We start from the raw sequence: 22532 nt of genomic DNA on the forward strand, positions 1-22532 counted from the left end.
GCTGGCTTCAGTGGCGGAATTCGGACAAGTATGTCGATGCTGTGTCTTGTGCGATAGACTGCCTGGAAGCACAACATCTATGAATTGAAATCACAATGTCGCGGCTTGATGTCAATCGCTTTGGCGAGATGGAAGTCTTCGTGCGGGTGGTGGAACAGGGCGGGTTTTCGGCGGCGGCGCGGGCGTGTCGGATGACGCCGTCGGCGGTGAGCAAGCTGGTGGCGCGGTTGGAGGCACGGCTTGGTGCACGACTGGTGAATCGCTCAACGCGGCGCTTCCAGCTCACGCCGGAAGGCGCGGCATTCTATGAACGCAGCGTGGCGGTGCTGGCGGATCTGGACGAGGCAGAGCGCGAGGCTTCATCCGGTGCGCAGCCGTCGGGGCGGTTGCGCGTCAACTCCAATGTGCCGGTGGGCACGCATCTGCTGCTGCCGATCGTGCCGGCGTTTCTGGCGTGCCATCCGCAGGTGTCGCTCGACATTGCGCTGACGGATCGGGTGGTCGATCTGCTGGAAGACCGCACCGATGTTGCACTGCGCAGCGGGCCGCTGAAGAGCTCCCGCCTGGTCGCGCGCAAGCTGGGGCAGACGCGGCTGATGGTTGTGGCCTCTCCTGACTACCTGGCGCGCATGGGTACGCCGCGCACGCCGGCCGACCTGGCCAATCACAACTGCCTGGCGTTCAGCTACGTGCGCGCGGTCAACGGCTGGCCTTTCACGAAACGGGGGCGCCGCACCGAGGTCATGCCGCAGGGCAACACGCAGATCAGCGACGGCGAGGCCCTGCGCGCTGTGGCCGTGGCCGGTCTTGGTTTGGCGCGACTGGCCGAGTTTCAGGTGCGGGCGGATCTTGATGCCGGGCGCCTCGTGCCGGTACTAGAGGAGTACAACCCTGGCGAAACCGAAGATATTCACGCGGTTTATGTCGGTCAGGGCGCGCATTTGCCGGCGCGTGTGCGGGCGTTTCTGGACTTTCTGGTCGCGCATGTGAAGGTTGCCTAGGCGGCAGTGCCCCCACGCTGGAAGGGCGTGGCGTTCACATTCGTAAATCCCTTCAAGTTGGTCAGCGGCGTGCCGTTTACCGCCACATAACGTGTGCTTGAACGGGGGAAGACGATGTCTCAACTGGAAGTCGATGAACGGACCAATCTGACGAACAACAACCGCTTTGAACTGTTGCTGTTCCGCCTGGGCGAATCCGCGCGCTCCAACCAGCGCGAGATGTTCGGCATCAACGTGTTCAAGGTGCGCGAGATCATGGTCATGCCGCCTGTCACGCACGTGGCGGATGCCGGTGCCCACATCCTGGGTGCGGTGAACGTGCGCGGCCAGATCATCCCGGTGATCGACCTGGCCAGCGTGATCGGCACCAAGAACGGCAATGCCAACATCCTGCTGATTACGGAATACGCGCGTTCCACGCAGGGCTTTGCGGTGGAAGAGGTGGACGAGATCGTCCGCCTTGAGTGGAGCCAGATCTTCCCGGCCGAGGCCAGCGTGGGCAGCAGCAACATCACCAGCCTTGCGCGCCTGGACGGCAATGCCGACAACTCGCGCTTGGCGCAAGTGATCGACGTCGAGCAGATCCTGGTCGACGTGTTCCCGACCCGCCGTGCCGATCTGGCACCGGACAACGATGAGCGTCCGATCAAGCTGCCGCCGGGTGCCAAGCTGCTGGTGGCGGACGATTCCGGCCTGGCGCGCTCGCTGATCGCCAACGGGCTGGAAGCGATGGGCGCACCGTACGTGATGACCAAGAGCGGCCAGGAAGCGTGGGATACGCTGCAGAACATCGCACGTGACGCGGCCCGTGAAGGCAAGACCGTGCGCGACAAGATCGCACTCGTGCTGACCGATCTGGAAATGCCCGAGATGGATGGCTTCACGCTTACGCGCAAGATCAAGACCGAGCCGGCATTCCAGTCGATTCCGGTGGTGATCCATTCGTCGCTGTCCGGCTCAGCCAATGAGGACCACGTGCGCCGCGTCGGTGCCAATGGCTACGTGGCCAAGTTCGAAGCCAACGAACTGGCGCAGGCGATTGCTTCGGCGCTGGGCTGATCGTTAGCCGCTCGCCAACTCCGGCGGCGTGCAATGCGCCGCCGGAAGTATCGTGTGCACTACTTGCGGCTCTGGTGGTCGCCGCCAAGCGGGTCGACGACAATCATCGTGCGGTCCAGCACACCGTTGTCGTCAAAGAGTGCGTTGAAGTGTGCCTGCTGATACCCGGCAACGTACATCCGGTATGACCACGCCTCGCGCTTCATGAGCGGGTAGTATTGCGTCGGCTCGCGCGGCATGCCGAAGCGCTCGGCCACATCGTGCTTGGTCCACACACCCGGGCGCGCTTCATAGATTTCCTTTTCGGTCAGCATCTGGCGAAAGCCGGTGAGTTTGCCGCCGCTGTCGAAATCCGCTGCATAGACCTCGTGCCCCATGGGCTGCTTCGAATAGATCCAGCGTTGCGTGCCACCCGCGAGCTGATAGGTTTCGGTGGGTGTGCCGAAGGCCGTGCGCACGGCGCTTTCCGGTTGGCCGATCATCTTCTGCGCGGTCTGCACCGGCTCCAGCGACGCACAGGCGCAAAGCGCAACTGCGGTCACGCCAATTCCGATCCATTTGGTGAGTTGAGTCTGCATGGCCATCCTCCGGTGTCTACGCGGGCCGTATCCGAATAGTAAACACCTTAGGCATGGCGGTTATTCCATGGGTTCCGGCGTGCCTTTCCAAGGCGGCGGCAGGATCACTCAAGGGTTGTGGTGGCAAAGGGATACTGCGATGCACTATGCATCGTTCACCAAAGGCTCCGTGGTTGCAGCGGCCGGCCGCCATCGCCGCTTGGCGCCCGGGTGGGCTGGCGGGAGGCGGTCATGGCCGAACAGCTTGCCGCGCAGTGTGCCCGGCGCGTAGGCGGTCTTGTAGACGCCTCGATTCTGCAGCTCCGGTACCACCAGATCAATGAAGTCGGCATAACTTTCCGGCGTGACGGTGCGCGCCAGGTTGAAGCCATCGATGTCGGTCTCATCCATCCAGCGCTGCAGGGCGTCGGCTACCTGCTGCGGGTCTCCGACAATGGTTGTGTAGCGGCCGCCCAGGGCCAGTTGATCAAGCAGACGGCGCACGGTGAATTGTGTGTCGCCGCCGGTTGCGCGACGGATGGAAGATTCGATTGCGTTTGTTTGCACCGCGCGCAGCGGGTCGTCCAGCGCATAGGTCGAGTAGTCGACCCCGGACCCTGCGGAGAAATGCGCAAGGCCGGCTTCCGCGCTGGCGTAGCGCTGGTATTCGGCCAGCTTTTCACGCGCGAGCGCTTCAGTCTTGTCGACCACCACGGTGATGCCCATGAAGACCTTGACGTCGTCGGCACGGCGCCCGGCCTGCACGGCAGCCTGGCGCAACTGCGCCACTTGGTCACGCGTGGCCGAGAGGCTCTGTCCAGACAGGAACACGCACTCTGCATGCTGCCCCGCGAAGATCTGCCCACGTGCGGAAGACCCCGCCTGAAACAGCACCGGCGTGCGTTGTGGAGAGGGCTCGCTCAGGTGATAGCCCTCCACGTTGTAATAGCGGCCGTGGTGGTGGATGCGATGCACCTTGTCGGGTTGTGCAAACACACGCGCTGCACGGTCGCGCAGTACCGCGTCGTCTTCCCAACTGCCTTCCCAGAGCTGGTAGACCACGTCGAGAAATTCATCGGCGCGGTCGTAGCGCGCGTCGTGAGCGATCTGCTCGCGCAGGCCCATGGCGCGGGCAGCGCTGTCCAGATAGCCGGTGACGATGTTCCAGCCGACACGCCCTTCGGTCAGGTGGTCGAGCGTGGAGAGGCGCCGCGCAAACAGGTATGGCGCTTCATACGTCAGGTTGACGGTCAGGCCGAAACCGAGATGCTCCGTCACGCCCGCCATGGCCGAGACGAGCATCAACGGATCGTTCACAGGCAACTGGATCGACTCGCGCAGCGTGAGGTCGGCCGATTGTTGGTAGACGTCGTACACGCCCACGATGTCGGCAATGAACAAGCCGTCGAACAGGCCACGCTCCAGCAGCTTGGCAAGATTGGTCCAGTAACTGAGCTTGCGGTAGTCGGCAGAGTTGTCGCGCGGGTGCGTCCACAAGCCGTGGTTGATGTGGCCTACGCAGTTCATGTTGAACGCGTTGAGCAGGATCGATTTCTTGGCCATCGTGCTTAGGCGCCCAGGCTGGTGAGGGTGGGCAGCGCATCAGCGGGACGCTGCAGCAGCACGCCAAGGATCTCGCGCCGCCACGCGTCGTAGAGCGAAACGTAGTTGCGCGTGTCGATGCCGGCCGCGCGTTCGTTCAGCGCCCACGATTCGCGCAGGTAATCGCCCAGCAGCACTTGCAGCTTGTCATCGGCTTCCAGCACTTCACCGACGAGCTGTTCGCGTTGCCCATCCGATGCGGCATTGAGCTTGTTATGCCACCACTCTGTGATGAGGATGCGGTGCACCTCTTCGTCCGGCATGATGCGGTTCTCGGCAAAGTCACGGTTGGCGAGATCGAGCACGCGCGAGGTGCGCCGGTTGACTTGCAAGCGCGCAAGGATGTGATGTTCATAGTGGAATTCCCACGCCAGGAAGGCGGCCTGGCTGGTCAGTGGGTAGTCGCCGAGGATGTCCCAGTGGTGTCGCACGTCTTGCGCAATGCGCTCGATCTGGTCGTGCCCTGACAGCACGCGGATGCGCTCGCGCGAGGCCACGGCGTGAAAGCCGTCGTCGCCGATCTGTCGTGAGAGCGCGAGCTGGAAGTCGGGCTCATCCCGAAACAACCGGTCCAGCCCGGCGCTTGCCAGTTGCACGATGAATAGATCATGCGCGGCGTTCCACACCGCGTAGTCGATGACGCCTGCCCATTCTTCCGGGGTTTGCGCATCGCGCGGTGGTTCTGTGCGCGAGGGCGGCAGGTGCGGCGCGTGGTTGGCGGCGACACGGTCAAAGAGGTCTTTTTCCAGGGCCGCGCCATAGCGCGCGGGGGCCGTTTCGAGGTTGGCTTGGGTCACGTTGACATCCTGCTCGCGGAGGTTGGCTCCGGTTGATCGGTGTGCGCAATCGCCGGGTGGGCGCGCGCGGCAAGGCTGTCATCGTTGCATTGAAGGTGGCGCAGACGAACGAAGCGTTGCGCATGTCGTCAGAACCTGCGCGCAGATCGCGCGGCTTTGTTCAACTGAGGCGGCTACAGGCCATGCTCCACCATCTCGACCACGCGTAGCGCGATGGCGCCTGTCTGTTCGGGCGGGCGGCCGCGTAGCGGACCATCGATGATGAGTAGCGCAAGCCCATGCACCGCAGACCATGCGAGGTATTCGGCGCCCGGGCGGCGCTCAGCCGGGAGCACGCCAGCGGCGGTCATGCGATCGAGTGCCAGGCCCAGCAACTGGAACGGGTTCAGCCCGCTATTGCCGGCCTTGTCCGGATCGGCGTCGTTCTCCACTGCATCGGGCACCGCAAATGCGGTGCGGAACAGGCCGGTCTCCATTTGCGCAAAGCGCAGGTAGCCCACGCCGATGGCGCGCAAGGAGGCGCTGGCCCGCGCATCTTCCGGCCAGGTTGGGTCGATTGCGTCCAACTCTGCCTCCATTGCGCGCGCCAGTGCCGCCAGCGCGGCCGCGCGCACGCCCTGCAGCAAGTCTTGCCGCCCTGCAAAGTGCCGATACGCCGCGTTTGGCGCCACACCGGCGCGCCGCGTTGCCTCGCGCAGCACGATGGCATCCGGGCCGCCGGCACGCGCCAATTCAATGCCGGCGTCGAGCAGTGCGCGCCGCAAATCGCCGTGGCGATAAGTCGATCGCGCAGGCGGGCGGGGTGGTTCCTGGGTCATGCAATCTCCGCAAGCTTTATGTGGACACTGTTCATTATGTCTGCTATCGTTTGTGGACAGTGTTCACAAATCAACACTAGACGCTGTTGCTGTAGATTCCAAGGCGCTTTTTTCTTCATTGGAGGCCGACATGACAACTGCAACAGACACCGCGAATGATGAAGCGCAGGTGCGCGCGCTGATCGAGGCGTGGGCCGCCGCCGTGCGCGCCAAGGACGTGGACGCTGTGATGCGTTACTACGCGCCCGACGTGGTGGTGTTTGATGTCATGCCGCCGCTGTTTGTAAAAGGTGCCGATGCCTACCGTCGCAACTGGCAGGGCTGGTTCGATGCGCTGGAAGGGCAGGCCGATTTCCAGTTTGTCGAGCAGCACCTTGAGGTGAGTGGCGACTTGGCCTATTGCTTCAGCGTGAACCGCTTGCGCGCGCGCTATCGCGACGGTGCGAAGCACGATGCGCAAACGCGCGCCACGGTGTGTTTCCGCAAGATCGATGGTCGCTGGCAAGTCGTGCACGAGCACGCCTCGGTACCAATGCCAGTGCCCGAGCCGGCGTGCAATTGATTGAGCGTGTTCCCCAGGCTGCGCGATGCGATGCGCGGCCGGATCGTCCCACCCCAGAGTCCCTACCCAAGGAGTTGTGATGCAAATTCAACCGTATCTGTTCTTCGAAGGTCGTTGTGAGGAAGCGCTCGAGTTCTACAAGAAGACGCTCGGCGCCAAGGTTGACGTGGTGATGCACTACAAGGATGCGCCTAAGGATGCGCAACCCACTGCCGAGCAATGCGGCGGCATGGCACCTCCGCTCGACAAGGTGATGCACGCAGCCTTCCGCGTAGGTGAAACGCAGGTGCTGGCGTCTGACGGCATGGCTTCGGGCAAGACCGATTTCAAGGGCTTCGGGCTGTCGGTAAGCGTGGTAGACAAGGCCGAGGCAGAGCGTACGTTCAAGGCGCTGGGCGAGGGCGGCCAGGTATCGATGCCGATGTCGGAAACCTTCTTTGCCAACGCGTTCGGCATGGTGGTCGATCGTTTTGGCATCACGTGGATGGTGATTGCACCCAAGCCGATGTAAACGGAACCGCGTGCAGCGCAGCGGCTACCCAGCGGTGGCCGCTCCAAAAAAGCCGCAGGAAGACTGCCTTGGCATCGGGCGAATGTCCGGTGCTAGACTGCGCTTTCACCGGGGCCTTACCAATATCAACGAAACCACCCCTGGGTGACCGGCTGTTCTGGCCGCGGCCCTTCGCATGATCTGCGCGAAGGCGTCCATTCACCTGCTGCCCTCATCTCTGGAGACCGTCTTCATGCTGAAGATCATTGCGATCGTCATCGTCGTTGCCATTGTTGCCGTGCTTGGCTTTGCCGCCACGCGCCCGGACAGTTTTCGCGTGCAGCGCGAAGTCGACATCAAGGCGCCGCCCGAAAAGGTGTTTGCCCTGATCGACGATTTTCACCACTGGACTGCCTGGTCGCCGTGGGAGAAGCTCGACCCGGCGATGAAGCGCACGTATGGCGGCCCGAACAATGGCAAGGGCGCGAATTATGCGTGGGAAGGCTCCAGCAAGGTGGGCGCCGGGCGGATGGAGATTGTCGATGCAGCGTCGCCTGCGCGCATCCAGATTCAGCTGGATTTTCTGAAGCCCTTCGAAGCCCACAACACGGCGGAATTCACGCTGAAGCCTGCGGGCGATCTCACCCATGTGACCTGGGCCATGTACGGTCCGAGCCCATTCATCTCTAAGGTGATGGGCCTGTTCTTCAGTATGGACAAGGTGATCGGTAAGGATTTCGAAACAGGTCTCGCCAATCTCAAATCGGCAGCGGAGTCCTGATAGGAGCCGCGGCGCATTCAAGGAGTGGTTCCATGACGCATGGCATTGACGAACGCAAGCGCTGGCTTGCCCTCATCGTGCTCTGCCTGGGCGTGCTGATGATCGTGCTGGACACGACCATCGTGAACGTCGCACTGCCGTCCATCCGGGCGGATCTGGGCTTTACCGAAACTTCGCTGGTGTGGGTGGTCAACGCCTACATGCTGACCTTTGGCGGTTTCCTGCTGCTGGGCGGGCGATTGGGCGATCTGTTCGGGCATCGCAAGCTGTTCCTGCTGGGCCTCACGCTGTTTACGCTGGCTTCGGCGGCGTGCGGGCTGGCGAATTCGCAGGGGCTGCTGATCACCGCGCGCGCGGTGCAGGGACTGGGCGGTGCCGTGGTGTCGGCGGTGTCGCTGTCGCTCATCATGAACCTGTTCACCTCGCCGGCGGATCGCGCCCGCGCGATGGGTATCTACGGCTTCGTGTGCGCGGGCGGCGGCAGCATCGGCGTGCTGATGGGCGGTCTGCTGACCAGCGCGCTGAGCTGGCACTGGATCTTCCTGGTCAATCTGCCGATTGGTGTGGCGGTGTATGCCGCATGCGTGGCGCTGCTGCCCGTTGGCAAGCCGCTGGCAGATCGCGCCAAGCTGGACGTGGCAGGTGCCATTTCGGTGACGGCATCACTCATGCTGGCGGTGTACGCCATCGTGCACGGGAATGAAGCCGGTTGGACTTCCACGCAAACGCTTGCCCAGTTAGGCATTGCTGTTGCATTGATGGTTGCGTTCCTCGTTATCGAATCGCGTGTGTCGCATCCGCTCATGCCGCTGCACATGTTCGCGCTGCGCAATGTGGCCACGGCCAACGTGGTGGGCGTGCTGTGGGCGGCGGCGATGTTCGCGTGGTTCTTCATTTCGGCGTTGTACATGCAACGCGTGCTCGACTACAGCGCCATGCAGGTGGGGCTGGCCTTCCTGCCGGCCAACATCATCATGGCGGTGTTCTCGCTGGGGTTGTCGGCCAAGCTGGTGATGCGCTTTGGCATTCGCGCGCCGCTGTCGCTGGGCTTGCTGGTGGCGGCCATTGGGCTGGTGCTGTTTGCGCGTGCGCCGGCAGGCGGCAGCTTCCTGCTGGACGTCCTGCCGGGCATGGTGCTGTTGGGCCTGGGAGCAGGCGTGGCCTTCAACCCGGTACTGCTGGCGGCGATGAGCGATGTCGCGCCGGATGAATCGGGCCTGGCCTCGGGTGTGGTCAACACGTCGTTCATGATGGGCGGCGCATTGGGGCTGGCGATTCTCGCAAGCCTGGCGGCCGCGCGTACCAACAGCCTGGCGGCTGCCGGTGCCGATACGGCCACTGCACTCAACGGTGGCTATCACCTGGCTTTCCTGCTGGGGGCCATTGCAGCTGTGCTGGCCTCGGCGCTGGCCGGCGCCTTTGTGCGGACGCGTGCGCACGCGCAGACGCAGGATCAGGCGTCTTCCGCAGCGCCCATCTAATCTGAATCACACCGCATGTCTCAATCGAGGCATGCGGCGTCGCTCTCTATTGACCGACCGGCCGGACGGTTTATAATCGATCCAGCCCCAGCGTGGTGCAGATGGCGCGCTGTGCACATCTCGCGAAAGCGGCCGGAGGATCGCATGTACACCCAAAGCCTGGACCAGCCCGGAGGCTTGCCCACCGAACAGGAGCTGGCAGCTGTGCCGCAAGGCGAGGCCGAACTGCAGGCGCGTTTTGACGCGCGCATCGGTGCTGACCACAAGATCGAACCGCAGGACTGGATGCCCGCGCCCTATCGCAAGACGCTATTGCGGCAGATATCGCAGCATGCGCATTCAGAGGTGGTTGGCATGTTGCCCGAGGGCAACTGGATCAGCCGTGCGCCGTCGCTCAAGCGCAAGGCGATCCTCCTGGCCAAGGTGCAGGACGAGGCGGGCCACGGCCTCTATCTCTACTCTGCCGCAGAAACGCTCGGCAGCACGCGCGACGAGATGATCGATGCGCTGCACGAAGGGCGTGCCAAGTACTCCTCCATCTTCAATTACCCGACGCTGTCGTGGGCAGACGTGGGCGTGATCGGCTGGCTGGTGGACGGCGCCGCCATCATGAACCAGGTGCCGCTGTGCCGTTGCTCGTACGGCCCGTATGCGCGCGCCATGATCCGCATCTGCAAGGAAGAGTCGTTCCACCAGCGCCAGGGCTACGAATCGCTGCTGACCATGATGGGCGGCACGCAGCCGCAACGCGACATGGTGCAGGACGCCGTCAACCGTTGGTGGTTTCCGGTACTGATGATGTTCGGGCCGCCGGATACCGCGTCGCCCAACAGCGCGCAGACCATGGCCTGGGGCATCAAGCGCATCTCCAATGATGATCTGCGTCAGCGCTTCGTTGATGCGACGGTCGAGCAGGCGCGTGTGTTGGGCGTGACGCTGCCCGACCCTGGGCTCACGTGGAATGAGGCGCGTGGTCACTACGATTTCTCGCCGCTGGATTGGTCCGAGTTCAAGCGTGTGCTCGACGGCCACGGCCCGTGCAACCGCGAGCGCCTCGCCACCCGCAAGCGTGCACATGAAGAAGGTGAATGGGTGCGTGAAGCCGCGCTCGCCTATGCGCAAAAGCAGGCGTGCAAGCAGGCCGAGCGTACCGCCGCCAACGAACAAGCTGCCTGAGGAGTTGCACTATGAGTCCAACCACGCATCAACACGAATGGCCGCTGTGGGAAGTGTTCATCCGCAGCAAGCAGGGGCTGGAGCACAAGCATTGCGGCAGCCTGCACGCGGTGGATGCCAAGCAGGCGTTGCAGATGGCACGCGATGTCTACACGCGCCGGCAGGAAGGCATCTCAATCTGGGTCGTGCCCTCGGCCGCCATCACCGCCAGCGAGCCTGACGACAAGCCCATGCTGTTCGACCCGATGGCTGACAAGATCTACCGGCACCCGACGTTCTATCGGCTGCCCGATGAAGTCAATCACATGTGAGCCGTGGCGATGACTTCCAACGCGCATCTGCAGTACATCCTGCGTCTGGCCGACAACGCACTCATTCTTGGCCAGCGCAACGCTGAATGGACGGGGCACGGCCCGGTGCTCGAAGAGGACATTGCGCTGTCCAACCTGAGCCTTGATCTGATCGGCCAGGCGCGACTGCTCTATACGCATGCGGGCCAGCTCGAAGGCGAGCTGACCGGTACGCCGCGCAGCGAAGACGACTATGCCTACTGGCGCAGTGAGCAGGCGTTCCGCAACTACACGCTGCTCGAACTGCCACATGCGGGGCCGCTGGTTGCCACATCTGCTGCGGCGCGTGACTACGCGGTCACCATCGTTCGCCACTTCCTGTACGCAGCGTTGATGGTGCCGTTGTGGGAGGCGCTGGCGGTATCCAAGGATGCAGAACTGGCTGCCATTGCCGCCAAGTCGGTCAAGGAGATGCGCTATCACCTCGCACACACGCGTGATTGGCTGGTGCGCTTTGGCGATGGCACCGAGGTATCGCATGCACGTGCTCAGGCTGCGCTCAACTGGTTGATGCCCTACACCAACGAGTTCTTCGCCGCAGACGCCGTGGAGGATGCCGTGGCCGATGCCGGCATTGGCGTGCGCGTTGCCGATCTGCGTGATGCATGGCAGGCAACAGTGAACGACGCGCTGGCTGAAGCCACGCTCACTTTGCCCGAGTCCGGTCCCTACGTGAGCACCGGCAAGCAGGGCGAGCATTCCGAGCACATGGGCTATCTGCTGGCAGAAATGCAGGGGCTGGCGCGTCAGTTTCCGGGGGCATCGTGGTAACCGAGCCCGTTGCCGGCACCGATGCGGCCACGCGACTTGTGCGCGCTCGGGCTGCGCTGGACGCCGTGAACGATCCGGAGATCCCCGTCGTCACGATTGCCGAACTGGGCATCCTGCGCGACGTGCAGATCGATGGCGACGGGACCTTGGTGGCAACGATCACGCCCACCTATTCGGGTTGCCCGGCGATGGACCAGATTGCTGACGATGCAAGCCGTGCTCTGCAGGCAGCAGATGTGGGTGCGTATCGCGTGCGCTCCGTGCTCTCACCAGCATGGACGACGGACTGGATCACGCCAGAAGGGCATCGCAAGCTGCGCGAATTTGGTGTTGCGCCGCCAGCCCACGTGGTGACGGTGGATGGTGAACGGCCGATCCGCCTTGTGCGCCAGGGGGAGGGCGAGCACATTGCTTGCCCGCAGTGCGGCTCGCAAGACACGGTGCTCATCTCCGCCTTCGGTTCGACCGCGTGCAAGGCGCTGTACCGTTGCCGCGCGTGCCGCGAGCCGTTTGACTATTTCAAGCCCTACTAGACGAAACGATCGCCATGACCCCGCAATTTCACCCGCTGCGTGTTGCCGAAGTGCGCGGCGAGACGGCCGATACGATTTCCGTGCGCTTTGATGTGCCGGACGACTTGCGCGACGCGTATCGCTTCAAGCAGGGCCAGTTTCTGACGCTGCGCATGCCGGTGCCCGAGCAAGGGCAGGATGACGTACGGCGCTCGTACTCCATCTGCTGCTCTGTGCAGGACTACGACGCGCATGGCGAGCTACGCGTGGCCGTTAAGCGTGTGGACGCGGGTGTGTTCTCCAACCATCTGCACGACCGCATTCGCGTGGGGCAGGCGCTCGACGTGCTGCCACCCGACGGCCGCTTCTACGTTCCACTCGCTGCGGAAAGCGCGCGCCACTATGTTGCCTTTGCCGCCGGCAGCGGCATCACGCCCATCCTCTCGCTCATCAAGACCACGCTGGCGGCCGAGCCGCACAGCCGCTTCACGCTGGTCTATGGCAATCGCAGCATCGACAGCATCATCTTTGGCGAGGCGCTGGAAGACCTGAAAGACCGCTATCTCGATCGGTTTGCGCTGTATCACGTGCTGTCGCGCCAGGCGCAGGAGATTGCGCTGTTCAACGGGCGGCTGGATGGTGCGAAGACGCATGCCTTTCTGGATGCACTGATTCCACCCGGCGATATCGACGCCGCTTTCATCTGTGGGCCATCCACAATGATCGATGCGGTAGAGGCTGCGCTACTGGAGTGCGGCGTACCGCGCGAGCGCGTGCATGCGGAGCGCTTTGGCGTGCCGGTGGGCGACGCGTCGACTGAATCGGCCAAAGCACGCCAGCGCGCGGCTGTGGCTGGCGATGTGGCGTTGACGGTGGTGCTCGATGGTAAGTCGCACGAGGTGCCGATGGCGGGGGATGCCAAGGTGCTCGACAGCGCGCTGAATGCTGGGTTGGACTTGCCCTATGCGTGCAAGGGCGGCGTGTGCTGCACGTGTCGTGCCAAGGTGCTGGAGGGGCGCGTGGAGATGGAGAAGAACTTCACGCTGGAAGACTGGGAGATCCAGCAAGGCTTTGTGCTGACGTGCCAGGCGCGGCCGCTCACGCAGCGTGTTGTCGTCAGCTATGACGAACGTTGATCTTCAGCCCTTCTTGCCGTCCGGGCCGCCAAGTCCGTTCTCCAGCATCTCGATCACCATCTCGGCATAGCCTTCATACGATAGTGGGCCATCGGGTTTGAGCCAGGTGAACGTCCAGTTCATCATGCCGAACAGCATCATCGTGATGGGCGTGCGGTTGGCCTCGTCCACCTTGTCCGGGTAGGCTGCGCCGAGCTGCCGGCCCACGGCCGCCACCACATTCCGCTCACGCGCGAGCACGATGTCGCGCTGTTCGGGCGACAGGTACTTCACGTCGTTGAGCAGTGCCACGTGCCGCGTGCGCGACGTCGCGTATTCCGCCAGGAAGGTGCGGATCAGCAGGTGCAGCGTGGCGCGTGCCGACAGCTTGGCGTGCAGCGCATCGCTTTCCGCGCGTTCGACCAGATCGGCCAGCCGCGTGGTGTAGCGGTCGAGCAGATCGAAGAGGATCGCTTCCTTGCCTTCGTAGTAGTGATACAGGCGCGACTTCGAGCCACCACAGGCGGCGGCGAGCTGGTTCATCGACACGCTCGGGTAGCTGTCGGCCGCAAAGGCTTCAGCGGCGGTGTCGAGCACGCTTTCGCGGCGCAGTTCGAATTCGTCTTCGTTCTTGACGCGGGACATGTCTGGCGGCACATCGGTTGGATGGCCGCCATGTTAACCGCAACCGGGCGGGTTGCGGCATGGTGATGCGTTAGGCCGGCTCGTGCACGGCCAGGAAATCCAGCACCAGTTCGATAAACGCGTCCGGCGCCTCCACGTTGGCGAGGTGCACGGTGTCCAGCATGCGCAGCTGTGCGCCCGGAATGGCAGCGGCGATCTCTTCGCCGTGGCGTGCGGAGGTCACCGTATCGTGCCGGCCTGCAATGACCAGCGTGGGATGCGGGATGAGCGCGATCGTGCGACGCAGGTCAGAATCGCGCACGGCAGTCCAGCCGCCAATGATGCCCTCGCGGGGCGTCGCCAGCAAAGCGCGGCGGAACGGTTCGACAGCCGGGTCATTCGCTTCCAGCATGTGTGCCGGGAACCAGTTGCGCAGGAATGTTTCGGCCGTCTCCTGTATGTCGGGGGCGCGCTGCAACTCCGCAATGGCGTTGTCAAAGTACTGCGTCGGGCCAATGTGGGCAGCGGTGTTCGACAGCACCAGGCGGTCAATGCGCTCCGGCACATGGATGGCCAACCATTGTGCAACGATGCCCCCCAGCGATAGCCCCAGCATGTGCACGCGCTGCAGGCCGAGCGCGTCGAGCAGCTCCACGACATCGCGCCCAAGCCGATCGAGCGAGTACAGCCCGGTGGGCGCGTCGGACGCACCGTGACCGCGCGCGGCATAGCGCAGCACGTAGAAGTGCTGGGCAAGCTGCGGCACCGTCACGTCCCACATATGCAGATCGGTGCCGATGGAGTTGGACAGCAGCAGGACGGGCTTGTCGGTCGAACCGTCAAAGCGATAAGCCAGACGTACGCCGTCGCCGGTGGTGATGAACGAGAGGGTGTTGTGAGATTCCATGATGGGCTCCTGAACGTGTTTGAGGTGGAGTCATCCTAGAATCCGGGCCGTTTCATGGATACTATAAAGTTTGAAAGAACTCTGTAGATTAAACAAACAATGTCGAACTTCACGCTCCATGAGCTGCAGTGCTTCGATGCGGTTGTGGCAGGGGGCAGCTTCCAGGCTGCGGCTGACCGGCTGCACCGTTCGCACCCCTCGGTGTTTGCCGCGGTGGCCAAGTTGGAGGAGCAACTGGGCTTGAGCCTGCTGGACCGCAGTGGCTATCGGGTGCGATTGACGGAAGCGGGCCAGTCCTTCCATCGCAAGGTCCAATCGTTGCTGCGGGAGAGCGAAGAACTGCGCACCCATGCCCGGCAACTGGCCATGGGGGAGGAAGCCGAGTTACGTGTGGTGCTGGGCGATCTGTGCCCGATGCAGCCGGTACTGGCATTGCTCAGCCAGTTCGTTGGGCAATGCCCGCAAACGCGCCTGCAGCTTCAGTTCGAGGCCGTGACCGGCCCCTGGGAGCGCCTGCTGGAAGACAAGGCTGATCTGATCGTGCATCGTGTGCCGAAAGGCGATGTCCGCATGGAGTGGATCGACCTGGGCAAGATCGCAATGGTGCCGGTGGTCGCGCCTGGCTTCTTGCCTTTTCAGCCAACGTCCGGCATCACGCCGCAGCAGATGCAGCGCTTCATGCAATGCGTGATCAATGACTCGGCGCGTCAGCCGTCGTCGCAGGCCCACTACGTTGTGGAAGGCGCCCCGCAGTGCTTCGTGCCAGATCAACTGATGAAGAAGGAGTTGATCGTGCACGGCATGGCGTGGGGGCATCTGCCTCGCTTCATGATCGAGGCGGAGTTGCGCGAGGGGCGTCTGTTATCGATTGCCGGCAAGCACTTTCCCGGCATGATCCAGGACCTGGTCGTTGCCCGCCGGTGTGATCGGCCGCACGGGCCCGTCGCCAATCGGCTGTGGGATTTTCTGGCCCTGCAGGCGCCGGTACTGAAGCCGGTGCTGGGCCGGATGCCGCGCCAGGCCGCGGCAGGCGCTGCGCGCAAGACGACGTAGCGCGCGGTCAGGCGGCCTGCTTGGTCGCGCTCATGTAGTTGCGGTTGTAGTTCAGCACGCGCCCCGTGGCGAGGTCAAAGCCGACGCGGCCAGTGAGCGTTTCCAGCGCGCGGCCGTACAGGTGGAAGTGGCGCGTGGGCTTGTTGCCGACCACGTGGATGCTGTGGATGTCGTCCGCCAGAAACGTGATGGGCGTGCCGGGTTGCACAGTCACCTCACGCGACAGGGCGAGCGTGGCCCGCTCAGGGTCGCGGCCATCGTCCGTGCGGATGTACACGCGGTTCAACTCTTCGCCTTCCAGTGCAACGATGACTGCCCACGTGGTGTGGTTGTGGGGCGGCGTGATCTTGCCGGGGTTGATCGAATTCAAGTACAGCGCGAAGGTCTTGTCGGCCTCTTCATGCAGCAGGTAGCGGCTGGAGGCATCGGCGTCGTCTGCCGGGGGCGGCGGGAAGGCGTCGAAGGGAAACAGCGCCTCTTGCGCGGCCAGTTCCTGCAGCCGATCAGCAATGCGGGTGAGTGACGCGTAGGTGATGCCATCCTGCGCAGCAATGGCACGAATGGCGATGAGGGTTTGACGGACCGCGTGGTCCCGTTGCTGGGTGAGGCTCATGGCGCGTTGGGAACAATGAATGGCAGAGGAGAGACGCCCCAGTGTAGGGCGCCGGGCACGCACCACCAACGCAGCATCCCGCATATGTATAGACGCATCGGTTCGTTCGCGGGCGTGGGCCGGCGTGCCTACCATGGGCCTTTCCGTTAACGCGCGAGGCCCGCATGTCTGTTCCTTCCATTGATGCCGTCACGTTGAAGGCGTGGCTCCACGACGGTGCAGAGATCGCACTGCTAGACGTGCGCGAGGCCGGTGAATTTGGCGAGGGGCATCTCTTTCTGGCAACCCCCGCGCCGTACAGCCGGCTGGAGATCGATGCCGTGCGTCTTGTGCCCCGGCGCAATGTCAGGCTGGTGGTGACGGATGCCGATGGTGGCGCGCTCTCCGTGCTGGCTGCCCGGCGCTTGCTTGACCTTGGCTACGGCGGCGTGCACGTGCTGGAAGGCGGCAATGCCGCCTGGCAGGCCGCCGGGTTCGCGCTGTTCAAAGGCATCAACGTGCCATCCAAGACGTTTGGTGAATTGGCCGAGTTGGCTTATCAAACACCGCACATCACAGCGGGTGAGCTGGCCGCCTGGCAGCGCGAGCACAAGCGCCACGTGCTGCTCGATGGGCGCACCGTCAGCGAATACCGCCGCATGACCATTCCCGGCGCCATTGCTTGCCCGAACGGTGAGCTGGCACTGCGTGTGCATGCGCTTGTGCCGGATGCCGACACGCCGGTGGTCATCAACTGCGCGGGGCGCACACGCAGCATTATCGGTGCGCAAACGCTGCGCAATCTGGGGCTGCCCAATCCGATCTACGCGCTGGAAAACGGTACGCAAGGCTGGCAGTTGCACGGCCTGACGTTGGAGCATGGCGCCGACCGCCGCTACCCAGACACGATCGACGTGCCGGCACGCCGGCGCGCGAAGGATGCCGTGGAGGGTCTGTCTCACCGCCTTGCCGTGTCGACCGTTACCGCGGCGGCGGTCCAAGCCGAGCGCCAGCGTGGAGTGCGTACGGTCTTCCTGCTCGATGTCCGCACCGCTGACGCCTTTGCGCGCGGCAGCCTGCCCGGTGCCGTGCATGCGCCGGGCGGCCAGTTGCTGCAGGCGACTGACCAGTATGTCGGCGTGCGCGGCGCGTGGTTGATCGTCTTCGACGATGACGGCATCCGCGCCCCCGTGATCGCCAGTTGGTTGCACCAGCTGGGGCACGATGCCGCAGTGCTGGAAGGCGGTGTGAGCGAAGCGAATGTCGCCTTGCTGGCGACACGCGACACGCCGTGGCAGCCCGCTCCACCTGTGGGTATCGACGCGGGCACGCTACGTAACGCATTCGCGCATGGCGAGGTCGTGTTGTTCGACCTGCGCAGCAGCGCGGCCTATCGCACGGCGCATATTCCTGGCGCACGCTGGGCCACGCGGCGACAGTTACACGACGTGCGAGGCGCACAGGTTGTGCTGGTTGACGATGACGCTTCAGTCAGCGCGCTTGCGGCGGTGGACCTGTTGGAGCAGGGTGTGGCTTCCGTACGGCGTCTCGAAGGTGGTGTTGTCGCGTGGCATGCCGTTGGGTATCCGCTTGAAGCAACGCCGGAACTGCCGGCAGACGCCGAGCGCATCGACTACCTCTTCTTCGTGCACGACCGGCATGACGGCAACCTTGACGCCGCGCGCGGCTATCTCGCCTGGGAGATCGGACTGCTGGCGCAACTCGATGCGCAAGAGCGCGCGCTGTTCGCGCTCGGCAGCCCGAGCGCGCTCGTCAGCGAAACGGCGGAGGTGGTGGCCGAATGACGCGAGCATCCCACAACGTGCCTGAAGCGCTTGCCACGCGCATCATCCACGCGGGCAGTCCGCCGTTTGTTGACGGAACTGCGCCCGTCAATGTGCCTGTTGAACGCACCAGCACCGTGCGTCATGCCAGTACGGCGGCTCTGCACGCTGTGCATGCCCGCCGCAAGGCAGGCGAGAACATCGCCAGCTACGGCCGCCATGGCTCGCAAACGCACCGCGCGCTGGAAGATGCACTGCTGGCGCTGGAGGGCGGTGTGCGGGCGTTTCTTGTGCCGTCGGGCTTGTCGGCCATCTCGTTGACGTTTCTGGCGTTGCTCTCGCCCGGTGATCACGTGATCGTGACCGACAGCATCTATGCGCCCGTGCGCCGGCTGGATGCCCTGCTGCTGCAGCGATTGGGGATTGAGGTGTCGTATGTCGAGCCCAATGATGGGCGGCTCGAAGCGGCCATTCGACCGCATACGCGGTTGATCTTTACCGAGTCGCCCGGGTCGCTGCTGTACGAGATCTGCGATCTGGAGGCGATTGCCCGTGTGGCGCGGCGGCACGACATCGTGCTGGCGACGGACAACACGTGGGCCTCCGGCATTCTGTTCCGTCCGCTTGAGGCGGGTGCCGATGTTTCGGTGCTGGCCGCCACCAAGTACGTGGCCGGGCATTCCGACGTGATGCTGGGTGCCGTGATTGCGCGCACCGAGGCCGTGGCCACCCGCATTGCCGCCGCCCACGACGTGCTGGGTCTGACGATTGGCCCGGATGATGCCTACCTGGCCTTGCGCGGTGTGCGCACGCTACCTGTGCGGATGGCACAGCACCAGCGCAACGCAACACGTGTCGCGCAATGGCTGCAAGCGCAGCCAGGCGTTGGCCAGGTGTTCTATCCGGCATTGCCGGACGACCCCGGTCACGCGCTGTGGAAACGCGATTTCTCGGGCGCCAACGGGCTGGTTTCTTTTGTGCTGAAGGATGCGGATCAGTACGCAGCGGAGCGCGTTGCCGACGCGTTGCGGCTCTTCGCCATTGGCGCCTCGTGGGGTGGCTATGAAAGCCTTGTCACGGTGGTTGCACCCGAGCGTCTGTCAGACCATGCGCAATGGAACCGCAGCGGCGCCGTGTTGCGCCTGCACGTTGGCCTGGAGGATGCCGATGACCTGATTGCCGATCTGGAGCAGGCGCTGCAGCATGCCCGAGTGGCAGAGCTGCACGCCATTGGCGGATAAGAGGGAAGGGATCAGACGGCGAACGCCGCGCTTGCAAAGGCGGCGTGCCACGGTGCATATGCCGGTGGCCGCGTTCCGGTGTGCCCCGACAACGCGCGTGACAGAAATGCCCGCGTGCGCGCGCTCACCGGTGACGAGAACACTTGCTCTGCAGGGCCGCGTTCCACCACCACGCCGTGCTCGGTAAACACCACTGCATCGCTGATGGCGCGTGCGAAGGCCATTTCGTGCGTTACCAGTACGCAGGTCAGCCCATCGTCGACCAGTTCTCCGATCACGTTGAGCACCTCGCCCACGGTTTCCGGGTCCAGTGCAGAGGTCACCTCGTCAAACAGGATCAGCTCGGGCCGCATTGCCAGCGCCCGGGCAATCGCCACGCGTTGCTGCTGGCCACCCGAGAGTTGGCCCGGATAGGCGTGTGCCTTGTCGGCCAGGCCCACCTTCTTGAGCAGGGCATGTGCATCGGCTTCGGCCTCTTGTTTGGTTCGGCCGAGCACGCGCACGGGTGCAGCCGTCAGGTTGTCCAGCACGCTCAGGTGCGGAAACAGGTTGTACTGCTGGAACACGAAGCCGATGCGCTTGCGCAGGGCGATGGTGTCGGCCTCGGTGGTGAGCTGGTCGACGCGGATGCCATCCACCGTCACACTGCCACGCTGTGGCCGCAACAGCCCGCTGATGCAACGCAGGAGCGTCGACTTGCCTGAGCCGGATGGCCCGATGATCGACACGGCCTGGCCACGATGCACGTCGAGGTCGATGCCGCGCAATACAGGTGTGGTGCCAAAGGTCAGATGCACATCGCGCAACGCAACGAGTGCGGCACTGGCGGCAGGTGTATCAAGGGGCAGCAGATCAGGCGAGGACATGGGCGCGCTCCAGGCGCCGGGTCAGGCGCGAAATCGGGTAGCAATAGACGAAGAACAGGGCCAGCACGGTGAAGTAGGTGAGCACCGTGAACGGCGTGCGGTTGACGGTGTTGCTGGCGATCTGCGCGGTGTCGAGCAGGTCATGCACGCCCACCAGCGAGGCCATCGCGGTGCCCATGGTGATGACCGCGTACAGGTTCATCCACGAGGGCAGCATGCGGCGCAGGCACTGCGGCAGAACAATGCGCCAAAGGATGTCGCGGCGCGTGAAGGCGAGCGATGCCGCTGCTTCCCACTGCGTGGAGGGAATCGACAGCACCGCGCCGCGAAAGATCTCCGCCACGTGTGCACTTGCCGGCAGTGCCAGCGCCAGCGTGACCTTGAACCAATCGGGAAACGGAAACACGTGGCCGCGCACCACAATCTCGAAAGGCACGGCGTAAGCAATGCCGTACACGAGCACGAGCCAGGGCGCATTGCGGAAGGCAACGACGTAGCTGCCGGCGAGCCGCTGCACCCAGCGTGCCGGTGATAGATGCAACGCACCGACGGCCAGCCCAATCAGCGTGCCCAGCCCAACGGCAAGCAGGCTGATGCCGATATTGATGGCCAACCCCCGCAGCAGCGCCGGCGACCAGTGCAACAGCGTCGCAAGAAGGGTTTCAGGCATGGGCGGGCCCTCCTGCAATAGCAGGGCTCGTGGCCCCATAGCCCGGCATGCGCAGCCGACGTTCGATCCACACGCCGGCTGCATGCACGGCATAGGTGACCACGCCATAGAACAGCAGTAACAGCACCATGCATTCGAGCACGTTGTCGCGCTGGGTCCAGATCATCAGCGCGCTGTATGTGATGTCACCCACTGCAATGGCCGAGGCCAGTGATGACGCCTTCACCAGTTCCACCGTGTTGTTCATCAACGAAGGCAGCGCGGCACGGAACGCCAGCGGAAGCTGCACGCGCCACAGCCGTTCGCGTGCACTGAAGCCCAATGACGTTGCTGCTTCCACCATGGCGGGCGGTACGGCCTCGATGCCGCCGCGCAGTGCCTCGGCATGAAAGGCCGCCTTGTGCAGCGAGAGAATGGCCACCGCCCAAAAGAACGGCGTGAGCGGATTGCGCAACTGCCACTGCGTCAGCGCCTGCGTGATGAGCGTGTTGACGACCAGGAACGCGCAGCACAGCTGCACCAGCGTCGGTGTATTGCGTGTGAGTTCAACAAAGCCCTGCGCCAGTTGCGCAACGCGCCTGCGCGGCGAGATCAGCAGGCGCGCCAGCACCACCCCAAGGATGAGGCTCAATACTACGGTGCTGAACATCACCTGCAGCGAGAGCCTGGCGCCGTGCAACAGCGCATTGCGCTCATAGGCTTCGGCCAGGAAACCGTAGTCGAGGCCCGCATGGCGGACCAGCGCAATCACGCGCAGCAGCAGATCGTCAGCCATGCGGAATGCGGGTCAGATGCGGTTCGTCTTGGCGGTACCTTTTGCGGCTTCATGCCATTCAACCAGCGCGGGCGACGGCGGCAGGATGCCGTTCTTCTTCTCGGTCTCGATCAGCCAGCCATCGCGATGCCAGCCTTGCACGATGCGGTCGAGCGCGGCCACGGTGTCGTTTTCACCCTTGCGTGCCCAGATAACGGTGGGCGAGGGGATCAGGTCTGGGCCGACGACGCGGTAGTCCTTCCATTCCGGGTTGGTGCGCGGCAGCGGTTGCAGCAGCGTTGCGTCATGCACCGCGGCGGCGCAGTTGTTGCCGCGCAGCGCCAGCAGTGATTCCGCCGGGCTCTTGAAGCCCTTGGGCGTGGCGCCGATCTCTGCCGCCAGCGGCTTGGTGTAGCTACTGCCTTGTGACAGGCACACGTCCTTGCCCTTCAAGTCGCTCCACTTCTGCACGGGGCTGTCTTTGGGCACCAGCGCCACGCCGCCCACGCGGTAGTAAGGCGAGGGCACGTGGGCCAGCAGTTCCGCGCGCTCGGGGTTCAGCTCCATTGATGCGACGAGAATGTCCACACGCCCTTGCTGCAGGAACTGAATGCGGTTGGACGGCTGCACCTGCACCGTTTCCACCTCCACACCCAGCCCGCGCCCAAGCGCCTGTGCCAGGTCGACATTGAAACCCGTCGCGCGCTGCGTTGCCGGGTCGATGGACCCGAACGGCCCGCCCGACAGCACCACACCCACCACCAGCTTCTTGCGTTGCTGGACCTTGTCGAGCGTGGCATCGGCGGATGCAGCGGTGGCTGCGAGCAACGTGGCGGCAGCCAATACAGTGGGGGCGAAACGGAACCAGCGGGAGCGAGCAGACATGGCGTGCGACAGATTGTTTCTGAGGCAACCATTGTGTGAGACGCCCGTCGTGCGGTGAACGAATAAAAACCGGAAACGTTATGC

General features: G+C 63.9%; 25 protein-coding genes. 14 read left to right on the forward strand and 11 right to left on the reverse strand.

All coding sequences use genetic code 11. The features are described from left to right. The first annotated feature begins 95 nt into the window (after nucleotides 1-95). Complete coding sequence (locus R2N11_RS16955; protein WP_316681701.1) at nucleotides 96-1001, forward strand: LysR family transcriptional regulator; 906 nt, start codon at nucleotides 96-98, stop codon at nucleotides 999-1001. 114 nt (nucleotides 1002-1115) lie between these two features. Beyond that, a complete protein-coding gene (locus R2N11_RS16960; protein ID WP_199026583.1) occupies nucleotides 1116-2060 on the forward strand; it encodes a chemotaxis protein in 945 nt (314 codons plus the stop codon). A gap of 59 nt (nucleotides 2061-2119) precedes the next feature. Here R2N11_RS16960 and R2N11_RS16965 read toward each other — a convergent pair whose 3' ends face one another. From R2N11_RS16965 to R2N11_RS16980, 4 genes are all read right to left on the reverse strand, one after another. Next, nucleotides 2120-2638: a hypothetical protein gene (locus R2N11_RS16965; protein WP_316681702.1), complete on the reverse strand. Its 519-nt coding sequence runs from the start codon at nucleotides 2636-2638 to the stop codon at nucleotides 2120-2122. A 144-nt stretch (nucleotides 2639-2782) separates the two neighbouring features. Then, the gene (locus R2N11_RS16970) at nucleotides 2783-4180 is read right to left on the reverse strand and encodes an LLM class flavin-dependent oxidoreductase (protein WP_316681703.1); all 1398 of its coding nucleotides are present in this window, start codon (nucleotides 4178-4180) and stop codon (nucleotides 2783-2785) included. A gap of 5 nt (nucleotides 4181-4185) precedes the next feature. Further along, on the reverse strand, nucleotides 4186-5016 hold the full coding sequence (locus R2N11_RS16975; protein WP_316681704.1) for a hypothetical protein: 831 nt from the start codon (nucleotides 5014-5016) through the stop codon (nucleotides 4186-4188). 173 nt (nucleotides 5017-5189) lie between these two features. Continuing rightward, complete coding sequence (locus tag R2N11_RS16980; protein WP_316681705.1) at nucleotides 5190-5834, reverse strand: TetR/AcrR family transcriptional regulator; 645 nt, start codon at nucleotides 5832-5834, stop codon at nucleotides 5190-5192. A 130-nt stretch (nucleotides 5835-5964) separates the two neighbouring features. Here R2N11_RS16980 and R2N11_RS16985 point away from each other — a divergent pair, with 130 nt between their 5' ends. The 9 genes from R2N11_RS16985 to paaE all read left to right on the forward strand — a co-directional run bounded on the left by R2N11_RS16985 (nucleotide 5965) and on the right by paaE (nucleotide 13093). After that, nucleotides 5965-6396, forward strand: a complete 432-nt coding sequence (locus tag R2N11_RS16985) for a YybH family protein (protein WP_199026578.1) — start codon at nucleotides 5965-5967, stop codon at nucleotides 6394-6396. 79 nt (nucleotides 6397-6475) lie between these two features. Next, entirely contained in the window at nucleotides 6476-6907 is a 432-nt protein-coding gene (locus tag R2N11_RS16990; protein WP_316681706.1) for a VOC family protein, read from the forward strand. 232 nt (nucleotides 6908-7139) lie between these two features. Then, nucleotides 7140-7667, forward strand: coding sequence for an SRPBCC family protein (locus tag R2N11_RS16995; protein ID WP_316681707.1), 528 nt, complete (start codon nucleotides 7140-7142; stop codon nucleotides 7665-7667). Between the two features lie 32 nt (nucleotides 7668-7699). Then, nucleotides 7700-9148, forward strand: a complete 1449-nt coding sequence (locus tag R2N11_RS17000) for a DHA2 family efflux MFS transporter permease subunit (protein ID WP_316681708.1) — start codon at nucleotides 7700-7702, stop codon at nucleotides 9146-9148. A gap of 144 nt (nucleotides 9149-9292) precedes the next feature. Further along, nucleotides 9293-10324 carry a 1,2-phenylacetyl-CoA epoxidase subunit PaaA gene (gene paaA, locus R2N11_RS17005; protein ID WP_199026574.1) on the forward strand — a complete coding sequence of 344 codons (1032 nt, stop codon included), beginning with the start codon at nucleotides 9293-9295 and terminating at the stop codon, nucleotides 10322-10324. Nucleotides 10325-10335: 11 nt separating this feature from the next. Further along, entirely contained in the window at nucleotides 10336-10635 is a 300-nt protein-coding gene (gene paaB / locus R2N11_RS17010; RefSeq protein ID WP_199026573.1) for a 1,2-phenylacetyl-CoA epoxidase subunit PaaB, read from the forward strand. A gap of 9 nt (nucleotides 10636-10644) precedes the next feature. Then, nucleotides 10645-11445, forward strand: coding sequence for a 1,2-phenylacetyl-CoA epoxidase subunit PaaC (gene paaC / locus R2N11_RS17015; RefSeq protein ID WP_316681709.1), 801 nt, complete (start codon nucleotides 10645-10647; stop codon nucleotides 11443-11445). Beyond that, the gene (gene paaD / locus R2N11_RS17020; protein ID WP_316681710.1) at nucleotides 11439-11978 is read left to right on the forward strand and encodes a 1,2-phenylacetyl-CoA epoxidase subunit PaaD; all 540 of its coding nucleotides are present in this window, start codon (nucleotides 11439-11441) and stop codon (nucleotides 11976-11978) included. The genes paaC and paaD overlap by 7 nt, the downstream gene beginning before the upstream one ends. 14 nt (nucleotides 11979-11992) lie before the next feature. Further along, on the forward strand, nucleotides 11993-13093 hold the full coding sequence (gene paaE, locus R2N11_RS17025; protein WP_316681711.1) for a 1,2-phenylacetyl-CoA epoxidase subunit PaaE: 1101 nt from the start codon (nucleotides 11993-11995) through the stop codon (nucleotides 13091-13093). A 3-nt stretch (nucleotides 13094-13096) separates the two neighbouring features. Here the strand turns inward: paaE and R2N11_RS17030 are convergent, their stop codons facing one another. Both R2N11_RS17030 and R2N11_RS17035 read right to left on the reverse strand, forming a co-directional pair. Next, the gene (locus R2N11_RS17030) at nucleotides 13097-13717 is read right to left on the reverse strand and encodes a TetR/AcrR family transcriptional regulator (protein ID WP_316681712.1); all 621 of its coding nucleotides are present in this window, start codon (nucleotides 13715-13717) and stop codon (nucleotides 13097-13099) included. Between the two features lie 70 nt (nucleotides 13718-13787). Beyond that, entirely contained in the window at nucleotides 13788-14603 is an 816-nt protein-coding gene (locus R2N11_RS17035; protein WP_316681713.1) for an alpha/beta fold hydrolase, read from the reverse strand. 99 nt (nucleotides 14604-14702) lie between these two features. On the opposite strand from R2N11_RS17035, the gene R2N11_RS17040 reads away from it, so the two are divergent. Beyond that, nucleotides 14703-15656: a LysR family transcriptional regulator gene (locus R2N11_RS17040; RefSeq protein ID WP_316681714.1), complete on the forward strand. Its 954-nt coding sequence runs from the start codon at nucleotides 14703-14705 to the stop codon at nucleotides 15654-15656. Nucleotides 15657-15663: 7 nt separating this feature from the next. Here R2N11_RS17040 and R2N11_RS17045 read toward each other — a convergent pair whose 3' ends face one another. After that, nucleotides 15664-16269, reverse strand: a complete 606-nt coding sequence (locus R2N11_RS17045; protein ID WP_316681715.1) for a cysteine dioxygenase family protein — start codon at nucleotides 16267-16269, stop codon at nucleotides 15664-15666. Between the two features lie 164 nt (nucleotides 16270-16433). On the opposite strand from R2N11_RS17045, the gene R2N11_RS17050 reads away from it, so the two are divergent. Both R2N11_RS17050 and metC read left to right on the forward strand, forming a co-directional pair. Beyond that, entirely contained in the window at nucleotides 16434-18053 is a 1620-nt protein-coding gene (locus tag R2N11_RS17050; protein ID WP_316681716.1) for a rhodanese-like domain-containing protein, read from the forward strand. Beyond that, nucleotides 18050-19273 (forward strand): cystathionine beta-lyase, encoded by a 1224-nt coding sequence (gene metC, locus R2N11_RS17055; protein WP_316681717.1) that lies wholly within the window; start codon nucleotides 18050-18052, stop codon nucleotides 19271-19273. Before R2N11_RS17050 ends, metC begins: the two co-directional genes overlap by 4 nt. 11 nt (nucleotides 19274-19284) lie before the next feature. Here metC and R2N11_RS17060 read toward each other — a convergent pair whose 3' ends face one another. Genes R2N11_RS17060 through R2N11_RS17075 form a run of 4 tightly spaced genes read right to left on the reverse strand, consistent with a single transcriptional unit; the run spans nucleotide 19285 to nucleotide 22448 of the window. Next, nucleotides 19285-20139 (reverse strand): amino acid ABC transporter ATP-binding protein, encoded by an 855-nt coding sequence (locus R2N11_RS17060; RefSeq protein ID WP_316681718.1) that lies wholly within the window; start codon nucleotides 20137-20139, stop codon nucleotides 19285-19287. Beyond that, complete coding sequence (locus R2N11_RS17065) at nucleotides 20126-20809, reverse strand: amino acid ABC transporter permease (RefSeq protein ID WP_199026562.1); 684 nt, start codon at nucleotides 20807-20809, stop codon at nucleotides 20126-20128. The genes R2N11_RS17060 and R2N11_RS17065 overlap by 14 nt, the downstream gene beginning before the upstream one ends. Next, nucleotides 20802-21584 (reverse strand): amino acid ABC transporter permease, encoded by a 783-nt coding sequence (locus R2N11_RS17070; RefSeq protein WP_316681719.1) that lies wholly within the window; start codon nucleotides 21582-21584, stop codon nucleotides 20802-20804. Before R2N11_RS17070 ends, R2N11_RS17065 begins: the two co-directional genes overlap by 8 nt. Before the next feature lie 12 nt (nucleotides 21585-21596). Further along, nucleotides 21597-22448, reverse strand: a complete 852-nt coding sequence (locus R2N11_RS17075) for a transporter substrate-binding domain-containing protein (RefSeq protein WP_316681720.1) — start codon at nucleotides 22446-22448, stop codon at nucleotides 21597-21599. Nucleotides 22449-22532: the final 84 nt, after the last annotated feature.

It is taken from the genome of Ralstonia flaminis (assembly GCF_958415495.1).
GTDB lineage: Bacteria > Pseudomonadota > Gammaproteobacteria > Burkholderiales > Burkholderiaceae > Ralstonia > Ralstonia flaminis.

What these genes read in the sequence shown, in the direction of transcription:
- R2N11_RS16955 (WP_316681701.1), top strand. Translation starts at nt 96, where the DNA reads ATGTCGCGGCTTGATGTCAATCGCTTTGGCGAGATGGAAGTCTTCGTG.
- R2N11_RS16960 (WP_199026583.1), top strand. Translation starts at nt 1,116, where the DNA reads ATGTCTCAACTGGAAGTCGATGAACGGACCAATCTGACGAACAACAAC.
- R2N11_RS16965 (WP_316681702.1), bottom strand. Translation starts at nt 2,638, where the DNA reads ATGCAGACTCAACTCACCAAATGGATCGGAATTGGCGTGACCGCAGTT.
- R2N11_RS16970 (WP_316681703.1), bottom strand. Translation starts at nt 4,180, where the DNA reads ATGGCCAAGAAATCGATCCTGCTCAACGCGTTCAACATGAACTGCGTA.
- R2N11_RS16980 (WP_316681705.1), bottom strand. Translation starts at nt 5,834, where the DNA reads ATGACCCAGGAACCACCCCGCCCGCCTGCGCGATCGACTTATCGCCAC.
- R2N11_RS16985 (WP_199026578.1), top strand. Translation starts at nt 5,965, where the DNA reads ATGACAACTGCAACAGACACCGCGAATGATGAAGCGCAGGTGCGCGCG.
- R2N11_RS16990 (WP_316681706.1), top strand. Translation starts at nt 6,476, where the DNA reads ATGCAAATTCAACCGTATCTGTTCTTCGAAGGTCGTTGTGAGGAAGCG.
- R2N11_RS16995 (WP_316681707.1), top strand. Translation starts at nt 7,140, where the DNA reads ATGCTGAAGATCATTGCGATCGTCATCGTCGTTGCCATTGTTGCCGTG.
- R2N11_RS17000 (WP_316681708.1), top strand. Translation starts at nt 7,700, where the DNA reads ATGACGCATGGCATTGACGAACGCAAGCGCTGGCTTGCCCTCATCGTG.
- paaA (WP_199026574.1), top strand. Translation starts at nt 9,293, where the DNA reads ATGTACACCCAAAGCCTGGACCAGCCCGGAGGCTTGCCCACCGAACAG.
- paaB (WP_199026573.1), top strand. Translation starts at nt 10,336, where the DNA reads ATGAGTCCAACCACGCATCAACACGAATGGCCGCTGTGGGAAGTGTTC.
- paaC (WP_316681709.1), top strand. Translation starts at nt 10,645, where the DNA reads ATGACTTCCAACGCGCATCTGCAGTACATCCTGCGTCTGGCCGACAAC.
- paaE (WP_316681711.1), top strand. Translation starts at nt 11,993, where the DNA reads ATGACCCCGCAATTTCACCCGCTGCGTGTTGCCGAAGTGCGCGGCGAG.
- R2N11_RS17030 (WP_316681712.1), bottom strand. Translation starts at nt 13,717, where the DNA reads ATGTCCCGCGTCAAGAACGAAGACGAATTCGAACTGCGCCGCGAAAGC.
- R2N11_RS17035 (WP_316681713.1), bottom strand. Translation starts at nt 14,603, where the DNA reads ATGGAATCTCACAACACCCTCTCGTTCATCACCACCGGCGACGGCGTA.
- R2N11_RS17040 (WP_316681714.1), top strand. Translation starts at nt 14,703, where the DNA reads ATGTCGAACTTCACGCTCCATGAGCTGCAGTGCTTCGATGCGGTTGTG.
- R2N11_RS17045 (WP_316681715.1), bottom strand. Translation starts at nt 16,269, where the DNA reads ATGAGCCTCACCCAGCAACGGGACCACGCGGTCCGTCAAACCCTCATC.
- R2N11_RS17050 (WP_316681716.1), top strand. Translation starts at nt 16,434, where the DNA reads ATGTCTGTTCCTTCCATTGATGCCGTCACGTTGAAGGCGTGGCTCCAC.
- metC (WP_316681717.1), top strand. Translation starts at nt 18,050, where the DNA reads ATGACGCGAGCATCCCACAACGTGCCTGAAGCGCTTGCCACGCGCATC.
- R2N11_RS17060 (WP_316681718.1), bottom strand. Translation starts at nt 20,139, where the DNA reads ATGTCCTCGCCTGATCTGCTGCCCCTTGATACACCTGCCGCCAGTGCC.
- R2N11_RS17065 (WP_199026562.1), bottom strand. Translation starts at nt 20,809, where the DNA reads ATGCCTGAAACCCTTCTTGCGACGCTGTTGCACTGGTCGCCGGCGCTG.
- R2N11_RS17070 (WP_316681719.1), bottom strand. Translation starts at nt 21,584, where the DNA reads ATGGCTGACGATCTGCTGCTGCGCGTGATTGCGCTGGTCCGCCATGCG.
- R2N11_RS17075 (WP_316681720.1), bottom strand. Translation starts at nt 22,448, where the DNA reads ATGTCTGCTCGCTCCCGCTGGTTCCGTTTCGCCCCCACTGTATTGGCT.